This window comes from Arthrobacter sp. Z4-13 (genome assembly GCF_054792705.1).
Genome location: NZ_CP096459.1, coordinates 1,812,224 through 1,826,715 on the forward strand (window position 1 = coordinate 1,812,224; position 14,492 = coordinate 1,826,715).

General features: G+C 59.9%; 14 protein-coding genes. 6 read left to right on the forward strand and 8 right to left on the reverse strand.

All coding sequences use genetic code 11. The features are described from left to right. Nucleotides 1-4: 4 nt before the first annotated feature. The 3 genes from M1E07_RS10050 to M1E07_RS10060 all read right to left on the reverse strand — a co-directional run bounded on the left by M1E07_RS10050 (nucleotide 5) and on the right by M1E07_RS10060 (nucleotide 3,241). Entirely contained in the window at nucleotides 5-1,780 is a 1,776-nt protein-coding gene (locus tag M1E07_RS10050) for an IS30 family transposase (RefSeq protein WP_461186785.1), read from the reverse strand. A gap of 210 nt (nucleotides 1,781-1,990) precedes the next feature. Next, nucleotides 1,991-2,584: a hypothetical protein gene (locus M1E07_RS10055; RefSeq protein WP_461190065.1), complete on the reverse strand. Its 594-nt coding sequence runs from the start codon at nucleotides 2,582-2,584 to the stop codon at nucleotides 1,991-1,993. 474 nt (nucleotides 2,585-3,058) lie between these two features. Beyond that, on the reverse strand, nucleotides 3,059-3,241 hold the full coding sequence (locus tag M1E07_RS10060) for a hypothetical protein (protein WP_461190066.1): 183 nt from the start codon (nucleotides 3,239-3,241) through the stop codon (nucleotides 3,059-3,061). Nucleotides 3,242-3,883: 642 nt separating this feature from the next. On the opposite strand from M1E07_RS10060, the gene M1E07_RS10065 reads away from it, so the two are divergent. The 3 genes from M1E07_RS10065 (at nucleotide 3,884) to M1E07_RS10075 (ending at nucleotide 5,989) form a co-directional block, all read left to right on the forward strand. Then, nucleotides 3,884-4,468 (forward strand): RNA polymerase sigma factor, encoded by a 585-nt coding sequence (locus M1E07_RS10065; RefSeq protein ID WP_461190067.1) that lies wholly within the window; start codon nucleotides 3,884-3,886, stop codon nucleotides 4,466-4,468. Next, nucleotides 4,465-5,325: a peptidase M56 family protein gene (locus M1E07_RS10070; protein WP_461190068.1), complete on the forward strand. Its 861-nt coding sequence runs from the start codon at nucleotides 4,465-4,467 to the stop codon at nucleotides 5,323-5,325. Before M1E07_RS10065 ends, M1E07_RS10070 begins: the two co-directional genes overlap by 4 nt. Nucleotides 5,326-5,734: 409 nt before the next feature. Further along, entirely contained in the window at nucleotides 5,735-5,989 is a 255-nt protein-coding gene (locus M1E07_RS10075; protein WP_461190069.1) for a hypothetical protein, read from the forward strand. Nucleotides 5,990-6,876: 887 nt separating this feature from the next. Here M1E07_RS10075 and M1E07_RS10080 read toward each other — a convergent pair. Both M1E07_RS10080 and M1E07_RS10085 read right to left on the reverse strand, forming a co-directional pair. Continuing rightward, on the reverse strand, nucleotides 6,877-7,230 hold the full coding sequence (locus M1E07_RS10080; RefSeq protein ID WP_461190070.1) for a hypothetical protein: 354 nt from the start codon (nucleotides 7,228-7,230) through the stop codon (nucleotides 6,877-6,879). Between the two features lie 1,161 nt (nucleotides 7,231-8,391). Further along, nucleotides 8,392-8,943, reverse strand: a complete 552-nt coding sequence (locus M1E07_RS10085) for a hypothetical protein (RefSeq protein ID WP_461190071.1) — start codon at nucleotides 8,941-8,943, stop codon at nucleotides 8,392-8,394. 1,077 nt (nucleotides 8,944-10,020) lie between these two features. Here M1E07_RS10085 and M1E07_RS10090 point away from each other — a divergent pair. Together M1E07_RS10090 and M1E07_RS10095 are read left to right on the forward strand one after the other, a co-directional pair. Continuing rightward, nucleotides 10,021-11,187 (forward strand): IS30 family transposase, encoded by a 1,167-nt coding sequence (locus M1E07_RS10090; RefSeq protein WP_461190370.1) that lies wholly within the window; start codon nucleotides 10,021-10,023, stop codon nucleotides 11,185-11,187. Between the two features lie 379 nt (nucleotides 11,188-11,566). Then, a complete protein-coding gene (locus tag M1E07_RS10095) occupies nucleotides 11,567-12,373 on the forward strand; it encodes an AfsR/SARP family transcriptional regulator (RefSeq protein WP_461190072.1) in 807 nt (268 codons plus the stop codon). A 5-nt stretch (nucleotides 12,374-12,378) separates the two neighbouring features. Here M1E07_RS10095 and M1E07_RS10100 read toward each other — a convergent pair whose 3' ends face one another. Continuing rightward, on the reverse strand, nucleotides 12,379-12,621 hold the full coding sequence (locus M1E07_RS10100; RefSeq protein ID WP_461190073.1) for a hypothetical protein: 243 nt from the start codon (nucleotides 12,619-12,621) through the stop codon (nucleotides 12,379-12,381). Between the two features lie 129 nt (nucleotides 12,622-12,750). Between M1E07_RS10100 and M1E07_RS10105 the strand changes: the two genes are divergently transcribed. After that, nucleotides 12,751-13,419 (forward strand): cyclodeaminase/cyclohydrolase family protein, encoded by a 669-nt coding sequence (locus tag M1E07_RS10105; RefSeq protein ID WP_461190074.1) that lies wholly within the window; start codon nucleotides 12,751-12,753, stop codon nucleotides 13,417-13,419. Between the two features lie 16 nt (nucleotides 13,420-13,435). Here the strand turns inward: M1E07_RS10105 and M1E07_RS10110 are convergent, their stop codons facing one another. Together M1E07_RS10110 and M1E07_RS10115 are read right to left on the reverse strand one after the other, a co-directional pair. After that, nucleotides 13,436-13,732 (reverse strand): hypothetical protein, encoded by a 297-nt coding sequence (locus M1E07_RS10110; RefSeq protein WP_461190075.1) that lies wholly within the window; start codon nucleotides 13,730-13,732, stop codon nucleotides 13,436-13,438. Between the two features lie 30 nt (nucleotides 13,733-13,762). Next, nucleotides 13,763-14,467 carry an MBL fold metallo-hydrolase gene (locus tag M1E07_RS10115; protein ID WP_461190076.1) on the reverse strand — a complete coding sequence of 235 codons (705 nt, stop codon included), beginning with the start codon at nucleotides 14,465-14,467 and terminating at the stop codon, nucleotides 13,763-13,765. Nucleotides 14,468-14,492 lie beyond the last annotated feature (25 nt).

Genomic DNA, 14,492 nt, shown 5'->3' on the forward strand with positions numbered 1-14,492 from the left:
TTCATCACCTCTTCGTCGGCGCCGACTGCATCTGAGTGTACTCAGCCAACGAACGGCCAGAGCGCCTTTCCGTCTGGAATAGCACTTCTGGAGTGAGATAACCCAGGGTCTTGCGGGGTCGGGTGTTCAGCTCTTTGCAGACCGTACTGACGTATTCATCGGGGTGCTTGGACAGATCGGTGCCTTTGGGAAAGTATTGGCGGGCCAGCCCGTTGAAGTTTTCGTTCGCGCCGCGTTGCCAAGGGCTTGATCGCTCAGCGAAGTAGATCCGGAGTCCGGTGGCAGCCGCCAATTCCTGGTGGCGGGCCATTTCCACGCCTTGGTCCCAGGTCAAGGTCCGTTTCAGGCGAGCGGGTAGGGTCTCAAAAGCTGCGGTGATGGCCTTATTGGTCGTCGCAGCGGTGTGGTCGGTGGGCAGGTTGATGATGATGCCGTACTGGGTCTTGCGTTCGCGCAGCGTCACCATGGCGGAGGTCGACCCAGTCCCGACGATTAGATCGCCTTCCCAGTGGCCGGCCTCTGTCTTGGTTTCGACCTCGGCCGGGCGCTGGTCGATCATGGTCATGTTCTGCACCGTAGCGCCGTGGCCGGAACTGGTCCGCCAGCGGTGTTTACGGATCTTGCGGCCGGTGCGAAGCCGGTCACGGTATTTCTTATCCAGGCCGCCATCGTCATTGAAGAGCAGCGCCCGGTAGATCGTCTCCGGACATAGGCGCAGGACCGGCTCTGTGGGGAATCGCAGGGCGAGCCACCCGCAGATCTGTTCCGGGGACCAGTTCCGGTTGAGTTTGTTTTGCACGAGCGCGCGAAGGCGCCGGTTCGTTTTTAGCTTTCTCTCCCGCGGCCTCTTGCGGCCCAATAGGGCGTTATGGTCAGCGGTGTGGGGCAGGTATCGGCCCTGCTCGTCCCGGTGTCGGTCCAGCTCGCGCTTGATTGTTGACGCGGCACGCCCCAGTTCTCGGGCGATGCGTTGCAGGGAACAGCCCAACCGGAGCAGATCCGCGATTTGCAGCCGTTCCCGAAGCGACAGATACCGCCCGGAGGACAGCCGGGTCTGTCCTGGGGGCTGCGCCGCCCGCTGGCTTCGAAGCCTCGTCCCGATAACCCTACTCACGCCCAACATCCTGCAGGCCGCAGCGTTGGATGCACCGGAGCCCACCAACTCCCAATATCGTGTCTCCCGTAAAGCGCGCCGCTTTTGTGCTGGTGACAAAGGAGCTGCCGTTCTCTCGGCAATGATCCTCGCGGTCCGGATTGCGTCCCGCTCGGCTTTCTGCAGACGCGCTTTTTCGGCTTCCCGCTCTTGTCTCCGTTGGGTTTCCCAACTAACGGAGGTCCCCGGGGAGAGTCGTAGAGCCTCTACAACCTCGGCCAACGGGAGCCTGCTTCGCAAGAGGACGAAACGGCGGTAAACCCACCGGTAACCGGTTGTATGCTTCACGCCTGCCGATGCGGTAGCGGCCCCTACGCTCACGCCGGTCGAGTAGGAGGACCAGAACGCTTCTTCAACCGCTGGGTCTACCTGGAAATGATGGCGGCCGGCGCCTCTTAGGAAGCGTTTATTCCATTCCTCGGCGTTGCGTGAGGTGAACCCCAGTTCTGTCTGGGCTGCCGCATGATCGCGTCCTTTACTGCGGAATCTGAGGTACTCATCACGCAGCCACCGATAACCGGTCTCCTTACCGATTCCGGTCACCCGTACTGATTCTCTGAAACTCTTGCCCTCCTTGATGAGAGCAAGAAACCTGACACCGGTGGGCGAATCGAACTGTTGGTACATCGAAGGAACTCCCTTATCGGGTGTTGCTTCGATCAACAGAATCCGGGGTGCCCTAACCGTTGCAGTCCAGCTTGTCTCGAAACCCTAGCGTTTCGAGACGGAAAGGTTTCGAGACGCCGAGTTGGATAGGGAACCCTGACTGGGCCGGATGGTGATACCCCCGACCCGAGTACCGAAAAGTCATCGATCAGGATCTAAAATTTGTTCGTTCTAGTGAGTCTTCGTGAACCGATTTCTGATCCTGTCGAGAATTGTGTGGCGCCCATCGGAAGCAGAGAATGGGCGCCACCCCGGCTTGATCAGGCTCGTAAAGTGATCCCGAAGTGCGAGCAGCTCGGTTTCGTAGGTCGTCCGCTCGAAGGAAAGACTCTGTTCAGGGAGAAGCCAGGGCTGGGGCCCATCAGTGATGCCATCCTGCCAACCAAGGTGTAACCAGGAGATAGTGTCGGCAGTAGCCCGCAATTCCATGGTCAGTGCGCCGCACGCCAGATCCGAACAAATGGGACAGACGAAGAGGGCAATGCGTCCGTCATCAAAGTCTCCGTTGATTCTGCCTAACCAACGGTCGATTTGAGGGATAGCAAGTTCGGGTCGGGCTTCACGGAGGAACGTCGTGTGCTGCGCCGGTCGATCGTCCTCCGACCTGACGTGCAGCGTGTCCCTTAGCGGTTTGCCGTCGACGACAATGTCCAAAAACTCCATCTGGTCGAGAGCCGGCTCATCAGGGTCGAGGACGGCGCCATCAGGACCGAGAGCAGACGTCCGCATCTGGAAAGTCAGTCGGTTCTTAGATTGAAGCGGCATGAAGCAACGGTACCCGTCGAACTGCTGCTGGAGGTGGCCAGTCCCGTAGGTGCAAGGGGAAGCTGGTCAGGGAGCGTCCAGTCGCTAGTGGGTAGGTGCTTTCCTTACGTAAAGGAGGGCCGCTACGGCCAAAAGGGAGCACAAAACATTTATTCCGCTGCTGAGAAGGTCACCCCGGAAGAATTGAATAATGCCGATAATGGCGAAAAGCGCAATCCCGCCAGCGAGAAGAATTAAACCCAACTTCCTAGCGCGCATGCTTTGTCTCCTCAATATCGGTAAGGCTCACCTCTTGTGCCTCAAATGAGAGCCAATTTTCCTCGTTTGGCCGCCGTGGGTGGACCCAAGCGTCCGTCAGACGGCTAGCCGTGCCGTCAGCGTAACAGCGGCGCGGCTTCCCGTCCCGTACCGCCAAGGGGGCGCTATGACCACCGGGAGGCGGGCGATGCCATTGGGGGATTACCCCTCCCGAGGTCAATCGGTTGAAAGAATCATGACGCCGACGACAGCGAGGACGCCCGCACCAAACGCCGCGTACTTCACTTTCCGCTGACGAAAGAGCTCGCCTGTTCTTAGTCTGTCAACCAGCAGATAAAAGACCAGGGCAAAAAACACGGGCCCGAAAACCGCAACCATACCGAGCCCGAGCGTCCTCATCGTGTGTCTCCTTTGGTTGGCGTTCTTTGCACGAGCAGGACCAGCGTGAGTGTTACGGCGACTCCGAACAAGTAGTAGGGCCAGTTCCCACCACCAGATACCACGTGGATAACCAGCTGCGTCATTGCCCCTGCGAAAAGAAGCAGCGTCCCAACGATCATGAGACGTTTATGTGTCACTGGCATGGGACCTAACCCAAACACTCGCCAACCTCCCTCATGTATCACGCCACCACGGTGCAGGACGTGACGGCCTGATGGTCATCTTGCCTGACCGAGGGCTCCTTGACCAGCTACGACGTCTCGTATCCCTAGGGATATGAGACGGTCGGTGGTGCCAGTTGGGGGATCTTGCCAGAGCGATAAATCGGGCAGGTCTTAACGGGCTTTCCGGCGCCGACCACCACTAAGGCTTACAGGATCGAGGGAGTCGCCTTCCATCGGACCCGAATGGGACCGGCTTACGGGACGAGGTGCGGACGGTCCGCTTTCGGACAATCAGTCGTTCAAATCCGCGGGAACCGAGCGACTTCTGTTCCTTCAACTTAAATGCTCAGGCCGCGTAGCACTTACCCGATCAAAGATTATTGAGAAAATCTCCTGCTTTGTGAAACCTTTTGGGAGTTCCCGGACAATACAGGGCATGGGGAACGTTGAAGCCGATGACGGCGGGCTGTGGGAACGAAGCCTTCAAGGCGAGGGTGACGCTTTCGGTTTGCTGTTTGACCGGCACCGAGACCGGGTCTTCCGCCACGCTTACCGGTTGTCCGGGCAGCGGCACGACGCTGAGGACATTTTGTCTATGGCGTTTCTGGAATTGTGGCGCCGCCGGCTAAAGGTCCGGCTTGTTGATGGGTCTGTTCTTCCGTGGCTCCTCGTCACAACGACGAATGTGGCCCGCAACAGTAAGCGTGCGGCGTTCCGCTACCGTAGGCTCCTCGATTCCCTTCCTCGGGGAGATGAGATCACAAACGCCAGCGATGACTTCTTTTTACAGCCTGAAATGGACAGGGACGCCGCCAAAGCACTTGCAACGCTGAACAGGGAGGACCTGCAGTTGGTGAGCCTGGTCGTCTTCGAGGAGTACACCGTCGCCGCAGCTGCAGCCGTGCTGGGTCTGACACCGGCGGCTGCAAAGTCCCGTATGCACCGGGCGCGGCAGCGAATGAAGACGGCAATCAACGGGGCCTTGCAGCCTGCGCCAGCATTGGAAGGAGACCGGTCATGAACCAGCTTCACGTCGACGATACGTTCAGTCAGGCCCTGCGCGCTGAGCTAGTCGCACAGGTCGAAAGGACATCCCCTGTCCGTCAAAAGAAACGCACCCGTGTGTGGCTGGGCGTAGGTATTCTGGCCGGAGCTGGAATCTTGGGCGGAGTCGGGGCGACCGCTGCCGGCCTATTTGTCGTTCCGGGCTCCCCACAGGTCTCACCCCTGTCCACGCCCGTCCCCGAAACCACATATCAGGGATCCGCCACCGTAGAACTCGGCGATCCGCCAGCGGGTACCACCGGCATCCAGATGGACTTCACCTGCCTTACCCCCGGGTATTTCCAGTACCAGGACGGCTCCGGCGGGAGGTGCTCGGCGGAAGACGTCGGCACGCCCGGAGCCTGGTCGGGGTATCTGGTCCAGCTCGCTCCGGGACAACACAGCGTGACCTTCAGGACCGAGCCCGAGAACAAATGGAAGCTGACCGCCAAGTACGTCAATGTGGAAATAACAGACTGGGCAACCAACACTGACGGCGACACTTACGGGGCCGAAAACGAGAACGGCACACCGGACATGGTCGCAGTCATAGCCAGCAATGGAACCCCTGGCTACGTATACAGAACCGAGCTGGAAGAAGCCAACGGAACGGCAGCAAGTAGGACATTCAAAAGTCCGGAGGAGGCCTTGGCCTGGCAGGAGGCCAGACAAGGGAAATCATTCTCAGTCCCCGTCTACGACGCAACGGGCAAAACAGTAGTTGGAGAGTTCGTTATCGCAGCTAACAACGGAGAAGTGGCGACAGGCCCCACCGAAAAGAACTACTTCCCTGAAGCCCCCAGACAGACTGCCAAACCGGTAGTACCGAACTGACGGGTATACGTTCACTAACGATAGTTCCGAGCCGCCCAGCGTTGTCTCATAGGAGGTTCCGCCTGAGGGGCGGCCTGCTCTTTCTCTCACACCGAATTGGATTAGGAGAACGAGCCGACCGCCCCTCAGATGGAACCCTAACGGCACTCACGCGCTCCCCTTGATAAACCGTCGTCTGGACCGTCTATTGCAAAAGGGCACGACACCAAGCAGGATCAGCACAAGGCCGGTGGAAGCCGTTCACGCCAGATTCCAGGAGTGAGTTATGGAGGAAAATCATTAGAACCATCCGACTCATCAAGCGACTATTCACTGAATTGCCTCAACCCGCGAGGGCATTTGAACAGTGGTTTGCTGTCTTGTTCGCAGGGACCTTCCTTGTCGGGGCGGTCACCGCCTGGACTGGGTGATGTTCATCGGTATGGGCGCGGCAGGAATTTTCTTAGGCCTTTTCGGCTGGTGCGTTTTCCGGGACGTCAATGGCACGACAAGCGCTTGGTCGAGGTTCTACAAGGAAAGCAAAGGAATAGGTGCGCAAGGTTTTACTCTTGCCGATGGTCCCGCGCTCAAGGGACTTGGTTTCTGGTACATGCTCATAGGCGCGGGATTTCTGTTCGGAGCGGTCCTCGGAAGTGCAGCCAGCCTGGTTCGTCTGTTCGGATAGCGCGACCGGCAGAGAGAGGACCCGTATGGCGGGCTATTCGCTAGGGAACCTCAAATGGGTTATCGAAGCCCTGCCGTCTCAAATCCCTAGGGTGGCGAGTTCAGGCGGAGAGGTTTCGAGACACCGAATGGCCTATCTGAAGAGGAGTCGGCCGCCCCGCATACGGAACCCTGAGAACTGGATATCAGCGGGGCGAAGCAATCCATATCTCACCACTTGTCAGAGTTTCCGCTAGACATTCGGCTACACGAATTGCGTCTTCCTCGGTCGAATTCGGCCGAAGTTTCATGCCGAGATGCGAGGAGGGCAGGTCGGCGCTCACAATGGCGTTTTCGACACTGGGGTCCCCCTCGCAGGGAGCAAGTGTGTCGTATCGAGGGTGAGTTGCGCCGACATTCCAAGACTCATCATGGCTGCTGGTTCGATGATACGAATCCGAAGATGAACCAGCGGCCGCGCAGCCTGCAAGGAAGAAGGCCAGGAGCGGTGTGATCATTCGCGCAGGCTTGCTCATACCTAATCCTAAAGACGCGGCGGTAGTGGTTGGATGCGGACGAAGGACCAACCTCTAATGGATTATCAAAGCCCTGCCGTCTCAAATCCCTAGGGTTTCGAGGCGTGGAAGGTTTCGAGACACGTCAAGCTGGACTTGGAGAAGGATCGGCTGTCCGTAAGAGGATCCTTCTCCGGCCGGTAGGAACAGTGTTTCCCATCGTGAAGCCGGCGACAATAGTCGACGCACGGCTGTGAGCACGCACTCCCTCCATGACCAACGAAGTGTAGCGAAAGTGGAACCCTGACCAGACAGAACCCGGCTCACTCAAACTTGGGACTCGGAACCTATCGCCCGCCGGTTGCTAATGATTGCAATGGCGTTTGGGACGGTCTCAGTTGCCAGCCCTCGGTACTGATTCTTTGCCTGCCAGATATGGCCAAGTGATGATGAGAGCGACTACCAGGCCGCCAAGCAGCCCGCCCAATGCAGTGAGAGGCCCGAGCGAGAATGTGATGATGAGTGCAGGGATGATGAGGGCAGATGCCATTGCCCAAAGTGCATGGGCCCGTTCGGGTCTTTCAGATCGTATCCAATTGGCGACGACCATTGCCAAGAGAAAAGCGGCCAGTCCGGCCACACTTGACCAGTAACTTTTATCGCCTGGATTGGGAAAGAGGGCAAAGATACCGGCGCCTGCGAGAACCCCCAGGAACCAGACGAGAACCATAGCTGCGAACTTCTTCAAGTCATCACCTCTTGCGCCGCCAGCGGTCATCGCTAAGCATCCGCACCGCTGGTCCTGCAGTCAGGGTAACAGGAGCTTTGAACAAGCGCACGAGTAGGGCTACCCGAAAATATCAGTGCTCCTGTTGCTTCGCATGCAGTAACCCTCCATGGGACAGTCACTCGGTTCGGGCGTCGCCCGGATCGTTAGAAACTTCAGTCCGGTAGCTCCGGATGCCCTGTCGGTCCCTGTGGCCTGTGCCGTCGTCTTCGCGTTGGCAGTAACAGTCTCGTCTCGCAGGGGCGAAAAAAGGTTGGCCCGTACTGAGCATTCCGCCCCAATGAAGTCGCGGCCAGAGTAGGTCGTCCCCTTACCGCCTCGAATCCCTAGGGTTTCGAGGCGCAGAGGTTTCGAGACACCGAAGTGGCCAGGAGACGGCCGCCGTCAGCGGGTCAGCAATCCTGCAGGCTGCCCAAAAGATCGCTCTGTGTGGCTCCAGGACTTGCGGAAGCCGAATGGCACCGATGGCCCTTGCAGAGCCGTGTCCGATTTATGCGCCACTGCATGGCCTCTTCGATTAGGCTCGATTTTGGGTTAACTCTTTGCCGCACCAGGCGGAGGACAGCTTGTCACTAGTATCGGCAACTTTTATCAAGAGGAGTCTGAGAAATGGTCAAAATGTTGTATGTCTTGATCGCCATTGGGCTCGTCTTGATACTTGCGGGGATCTACTTCGACGAGTGGGTAATAATCCTCGAAGGAGTTACGCTAACGCTCTTACTAGGCATTCTGGTTTTGGTTATCAGGATAAGAGCCCGTCGGGCCGAAAATTCTTAACGCAAGGTATGCAACCTGGCCTTTCCTCTACTCCCCATCGGTCGTCCCTCGCATTAGGCTGTCGAACACCGGGGACAAGTGTGGAGGGGGAACCCCATGGTCGTCTGACCACCTGCCCGATGGAAGCACCTCCGATCACCAGTCAGGGTTCCCTACCGCTTACGTCGACACTCCTTAGCGAGCCCTCATCGTGGCTCAGACACGAACCTCTAATGAGTTATCAGAGCCCCGCCGTCTCAAATCCCTAAGGATTCGAGGCGCTGAGGTTATGAGACGGCGCAGGTTAGCTGTGGTCCTTGCGGCGCCCCGGAAGTCACAGCTGAGCAGATCCTGCACGGCAGAGAGCTACGATGGTGCCGAATCGAGGGCTTCCTGGAGCTGCTGCAGTGTGCCCGGGGCGGCGGCGATTTCGATGATGCCTCCGTCTGAGTTCAGAGTGAGGATCTGGAAGCCGAACGGCACACCATGCTTATTGTCGTGGCGGTTGGCCTTCCGCCGCGGTGAGTCGGTGGCTCTGAGCCCGGTGAGAGTCCTGCTGCGGCCGCTGGGGATCAATTCGTCGTAAACGGCCGGTTGGAAGCCGATACGTCCCTGTGCCGGCGTGGCGATGCCCATTTCCCAGACGCCACTCAAGGAACCGGGCCGGGCGTTAGGGTACCGCAGGTACATAAGCGACTGACCGTGCTCGTCCAGCCTGGCCTTGGTCCTCCGGAAGCGCTTCTCTGCGAAGTAGGTACCTCCAGCAATAAGGAACGAATAGAACAACGCGCTAAACAGTGCGCTGTCGAGGCTGTCCCTGAATATGAGCAGGATACCGCTGAGGTAGACGGCAAAGGCGAGTACGCCTACAACTGCCGCACGCATGGGCGGACGCAGGTCCCGCCACCACTTTGTCATGGCGAGAGTCTAAAGGCGGGCACTTCCTTGCGCTACGCCTCTTCAACCTCCTGCCCGTTCCACTTGGGACTCAAAACCCTAGGGTTTCGAGGCGCAGAGGTTCCGAGACGGCCGGAGTGGGAACGTTTATCGGACGTTTCAAGCGCCTGGCCTTGGGGCACGACGACCTAGCGGTCGATCTGCCGCCAGTGGTGGTCGAAACACACCGCCAAAGTCTTCAGGCGATGAGTATGCGAACTGTCTTCAGAGGGCTACGCTGCTGGCTTCCCTTGATTGTCGTGTATTTTTTTCATTCGGGCCAACCTCCAGTTGTTGCAGACACTGAACAAGATGGCGGTAGAAAGAACGATCGGGATCCAAACACGCGAGCTTCCTATCGTCGCTAAAAAGAGACCAACAGCAATCATCGCAGCAGGGACCATCGCTATAACGGGGGTTTCTTTGTTTAAGAAATTCAAGACAGCCTCTCGGCCTTGTGCTGACTGTTAGTAAGGGCAAAGGCACTGAAGATGCCGATTTACCCTTCGGTTCCCGGTTTTAGGAGTGTCCTTCCGACTTGGTCATGGAGCAATACACCTGACGCTAGGCCTTGCGACCTAGTTGATCAATGCTCTTGATCAAATCAAGAGCAAGTGAAGGCTCTGCTTGATTCTTCCGGAGCGCCTGAAGCGCGATGCAACGTCTTGGCGCGCTGATCATCCGATAAGGAACCAATCCGGCGGCGTCCCGCCTGGGCCCAGTCTCGAAGCCGTCCCGTTAGCCGGTCGATGGAAGGGGTGCAGCACCTCGAGTTCTCGCCTACGTGCGCCTGGCGGCCGGATGCCCCGCATGAACCTGTCCGTTAGCCTCCCGGTGAGCGTCTCTCAACTGGGCGCCTTGCCGTCTCATAACCCTTGGGAAACGAGACGTCTCAACGAGCGAATAGACGCCTCACCTGCACTGTCACAGATTTTCGGCCGAATCCTTGACGCCTGATGGCCAAGGCAATTCTCATAACTATGTCTTGCAACCTTCTGGCAAGAATCGGGCGAGTTCAGGTGGTGAGTGCAACACCCTGAATTCTGTGGGGTGTCGTCGATGGGCAGGCCGTGGTCGCCGTTGAGTGTTCGTTTAGCGTTCTGGGAAGGGCTGGATGCCGGGCTGTCGGTAGCCGTAGCGGCGCAGGCCGCGGGGGTGTCGCGTCCGACTGCGTACCGGTGGTTGAGCGACCATCAGAAGGTGTTGCCATCGCCGGTTCCGGATTTCAGTGTGCCCCGTGCTGGGCTTTTGTCGTTGCGTGAGCGGGAAGAGATCGGCTTTCAGCTTGCCCAGGGCCATGGAGTGCGTCGTATCGCCGCCATTCTGGGCCGGGCTCCGTCGACAATTAGCCGGGAGGTCGCGAGGAACCGCGTCAGTGACCGGTATTCGCCATCGCTCGCGCAGGAGCAGACGTGGGCTCGTGCCCGCAGGCCGAAGCCGCGGAAGTTGGACGGGTTAGCGTTACGGGAACAGGTCACCACGATGCTCACCGACCGGTTCAGCCCGGAACAGGTCGCTGGCCGACTGAAGGTGGAGCATCCGGAGAATCCGGAGATGCAGGTGTCACACGAAACGATCTATCAGGCCTTGTACGTCCAGGGCCGCGGATCCTTGCGCCTGGAAGTTGCGGCGGCGCTGCGGTCCGGGCGGGTGAGTCGGCGCCCACAAAGGCCGGAGGGTCCTCGCCCGCAACGGTTCCCGGAGATGGTGATGATCTCTGACCGGCCGGCCGAGGTCGAGGACCGCGCCGTTCCCGGCCATTGGGAAGGGGACTTAATCATCGGTTCGACGGCATCGAAATCCGCGATCGGGACCCTCGTCGAACGCACTACGGGATACGTGATGTTGCTGCATCTGCCTGGGGACCACACGGCCCGCACCGTCGCCGACGCGATGATCACCGCGATGAATACCCTCCCCGAGCAGCTGCGCCGTTCGACGACCTGGGATCAAGGGGCGGAGATGTCTCGGCATCAGGAAATCACGATGGCGACCGGTATGCCGATCTACTTCTGCGACCCGCATTCGCCCTGGCAGCGCGGCAGCAACGAAAACACCAACGGGCTCCTCCGCGAGTACTTCCCGAAAAGCACCGATCTGTCCTTCCACGGGCCCGGAATCCTCGAGAACGTCGCCGCGGAACTCAACCGCCGGCCACGCAAACGACACGGCTACCGAACGCCCGCAGAAGTCCTCGCCGAGCTAGTCTCGAACCCAGTCAACTAAATCCGGTGTTGCAGGCACCACTGGAATTCGCCTCGGATACTCATCGTTAGTTATGAGACAGATGAGCGCGAAAGCCTGAGCCGATTAATGCGCCAGCAGCTAACTGTTCACCAGCAGTCCGGTGGGCCCACTGATTGACAGAGTGCGGTAAATGTACGGATGCCATTCGCGTATGTCTCACGCCCCCGGGCATCGGGGCAGACCCGGCTCTCTACGGGTGTTCTACTCCTCCCACCAGTTCCGGCGGATGCACGGGTTGAGCCCCAAGGCGTATCGGACGGAGCGGAAGGGAAGTGTTGGTTAGTTTTTCCCCGTGCATCGTGGCAGGTCAGCCATTACTGCACTGTTACGGCAGACGGCCCTCAGAAGGCACCGATCATTGACAGCCCGCCACGGACTGCGGAAAGTGGTTGTTGCATCTGTTCCAGCCCCGCGCTGGAGTTCGGGGGTACCCATGGGCAATGACGGCTATGGTCTTCAGTTGAGGCTGCTGCAATCGTGGCAACTTCGCCAGGACACCGAGATCCTGCATGTCGCCACGCGGCAGCAACGGCTGATTACTGCGCTGGCCATTCACGGTCCCCGTCCACGGAGCTATCTCGGCGGTCTGCTGTGGCCGGAGATCGCAGAGCCCGGGCCGCTCGAAAGCCTTCGCGTTGCAGCGCACCTCATTTCGCGGCAGGTGCCCGGCTTGCTGGTCAACGGCGGGACGGTCCTGTCCCTCAACGAACACGTGGACGTAGACCTGCACAGGCTTCGGGCCCTGATCCGGGAGCTTGGCCGTGCCGGACTCAACGGGAATGTCGCCTTCCTTCTTCAGCAGTTACGGGATTCTGCTTTGCTCCCTGGCTGGTATGAGGATTGGGTGCTCTTTGAACAGAACAGGCTGCAGCAGGACAGGCTCCACGCCTACCACCTGATTGCCCGCCAGTCGCTGGCCCGTTGTGACTATGCGTCCGCCCTGGAGGCTTCGGAGGCTGCGCTGGCCCTGGAACCGCTCTATGAAAGCGCTGTTGGGCTGCTCATCGAGGCTGAGCGGCGGCAGGGCAACAACACAGCCGCGCTTCGCGCCTTTCACATGTATGAGTCGCAGTTGAAGGAGGACATGGGCCTTGTGCCGTCGGAGGCACTTCGACGCCTCGCAGCGGACACTGCTTTACAGGCAGGTGACAAGGGAAGTGCCTAAGCCCCTCAGGGAGCCTTCGACTGGGAATGCAGCCACTGGCGCACCAACCTGAGGACTTCATCCGGGTCAACCGTATAGACAGCCTCCGGCTCCGCGGTGGGGGACACACTGTACGTCAACCGTGCACGGAACCCCTGTGCCTGGTCCGGTTCGTTCCAGGTGCGGATCACCAGGGTGCCCATCGACGGCATTGCCCGGTCTGACTCGCCTCCGCCAGGAAGTCCTGACAGAAGATCATCCGTTGTCATGACATAACACCTTACTCTCATTTGGCCGAGGCCTGTTGCCTTGATCCTGCTAAACAACAATCAGGAATCGGCCTGCGTACGCCCAAAATTTGATCAAGATCGCCCCAGGAAGTAGGCACACTTGATGTCATGACTGATACAGAAGCGGTGACAACGCAGGGCTCAACGGTTGAGGAGTGGACTCAGGCGCTGGCCGAGGCCAAGGGTTCGCCGGGCGGAGGGGCAGGAACGGGGGTCATGCTTGCCATCGCCGCGTCCCTGGCGTCCATGGTGGCCGGCTACACGGAACCAGGGCAGGGCTTGGGCGGGCAGCTTACCGACCTCCACGCGCGGGCGCGTTCGCTCCGGAAGACCGCCCTTCAACTGGCCGACGACGACGCTGCCGCCTCCGAAGCGTTCGGCGCAGCCTTCCGCCTCGAACCAGGGCAGGAGCGCGACCGCGCGATCCACCGTGCGTCCGTTAACGCCGCAAAAGCATCGGCCGTGTTGGGCGAACGGGCCATGGAAGCCATTGAAGACCTTGGCTGGCTCGCTGCCAACGGAAACCAGGCGCTTATCGCTGACATCGTTGTCGCCTTCGGCGCCCTCCGGGCAGCAGTGACGGGGGCGCGCACGAACGTCAGTTTTGACCTCGCAACGCTTCGATCCGCCGGTGCCACCCTTGAGCAAATCCGCGAAGAGCATCCTGTCCTTTGGGCGACTGTCCACCAACTCAACTCGGGCCTGGACCGGATCGATGAACTCACTGCCCGGGTGGATCACCGCGCCGCCCCTACCGACACTGACGCCCTGGAGTAGTCCGCGGCACGCAGAGTTAGCACGGATGAACCGGTTCCCGCCGAACCGGTGTGGTCATCATCGCCGTCACCGCCCTGGCCATCGGTGCTTCGCCACAGTCCGTCGCTGATTCCTTCGGCAACGGCTCCTGGGACCTGACGGCGTTCATCTTGCCGCGGCCTGCTGGCCCGCGCCGTTGCCCGCCGCGGTGCTGAAGCTCCGCGTGCGCCACCTCGTAGGCTTTACGGTCCTGCAATTCGTATTCCACCTGCCCGTGGTGCTGCTGCTGGTCTGGCTCCTGGGGATGACGTTCGAGTTTCGTCCCGCCGGTCATTCCGGCAGGACAGTGAGGGCGCCTCTCGGCCTAACGGCGAAGCGCAGCCAGGGCTTCGGCCAGGGGCATGCGCAACGCCGGGCCGTGGCCGGGCAGCACCACTGAGGCGGGGACGCCGTCCAGGCGGCGCGTTGCGTCCAAAACCGTGGCCGGGTCCGAGTGGTACATGTGATGAAGCAACTGCGGGCCCGTCTTTCGGGTCAGCGGATGGCCGCTGACAAAGCAATCTCCGACGGCGATAGCTCCTGCCGCCGGAAGGAAGACTGCGGCGTTTCCCGGCGTGTGCCCCGGTACCAGGATGGCTTCGGGACGGCCGGGCAGGCCGAGGAGCGTCGCCGCGTCCCACGCCCGGGCCTGCGTTGCCGGCTTGGCCGTGAGGGCGCCTGCTTTGATGACGTGGAGCATCCAGCGGAAAACGCGCGGGCGCCATGCGCGGACCATGACCTGGCCGAACGTGACTTGGTGCTTTTCCTTGCCCTGGACGTGGGGCAGTTCTTCGGGGGCACACAGAACAGGTGTCCCGTACGTGGTTGAGAAGTGTGCCGAGGATCCTGTGTGGTCGACATGACCGTGGGTGATCAGCACGGCCCGGGCCTCGGCGGGCTTCAGTCCCAGGTGCCGGATGGATCCTAACACCAGGGGACGATCAGCGGGGTAGCCGCTGTCGATGAGCATAAAGCCCGTCGCGTCGCGGACCACGATCCAGTTCGAGGCTGGTCCCTCGACGAGGAACACGCCAGGTGCCTGCTCCGAAACATGA

Coding starts and splice junctions, on each gene's coding strand:
- M1E07_RS10050 (WP_461186785.1), bottom strand. CDS start 1,780: ATGTACCAACAGTTCGATTCGCCCACCGGTGTCAGGTTTCTTGCTCTC.
- M1E07_RS10055 (WP_461190065.1), bottom strand. CDS start 2,584: ATGCCGCTTCAATCTAAGAACCGACTGACTTTCCAGATGCGGACGTCT.
- M1E07_RS10060 (WP_461190066.1), bottom strand. CDS start 3,241: ATGAGGACGCTCGGGCTCGGTATGGTTGCGGTTTTCGGGCCCGTGTTT.
- M1E07_RS10065 (WP_461190067.1), top strand. CDS start 3,884: ATGGGGAACGTTGAAGCCGATGACGGCGGGCTGTGGGAACGAAGCCTT.
- M1E07_RS10070 (WP_461190068.1), top strand. CDS start 4,465: ATGAACCAGCTTCACGTCGACGATACGTTCAGTCAGGCCCTGCGCGCT.
- M1E07_RS10075 (WP_461190069.1), top strand. CDS start 5,735: ATGTTCATCGGTATGGGCGCGGCAGGAATTTTCTTAGGCCTTTTCGGC.
- M1E07_RS10085 (WP_461190071.1), bottom strand. CDS start 8,943: ATGACAAAGTGGTGGCGGGACCTGCGTCCGCCCATGCGTGCGGCAGTT.
- M1E07_RS10090 (WP_461190370.1), top strand. CDS start 10,021: ATGGGCAGGCCGTGGTCGCCGTTGAGTGTTCGTTTAGCGTTCTGGGAA.
- M1E07_RS10100 (WP_461190073.1), bottom strand. CDS start 12,621: ATGACAACGGATGATCTTCTGTCAGGACTTCCTGGCGGAGGCGAGTCA.
- M1E07_RS10105 (WP_461190074.1), top strand. CDS start 12,751: ATGACTGATACAGAAGCGGTGACAACGCAGGGCTCAACGGTTGAGGAG.
- M1E07_RS10110 (WP_461190075.1), bottom strand. CDS start 13,732: ATGACCGGCGGGACGAAACTCGAACGTCATCCCCAGGAGCCAGACCAG.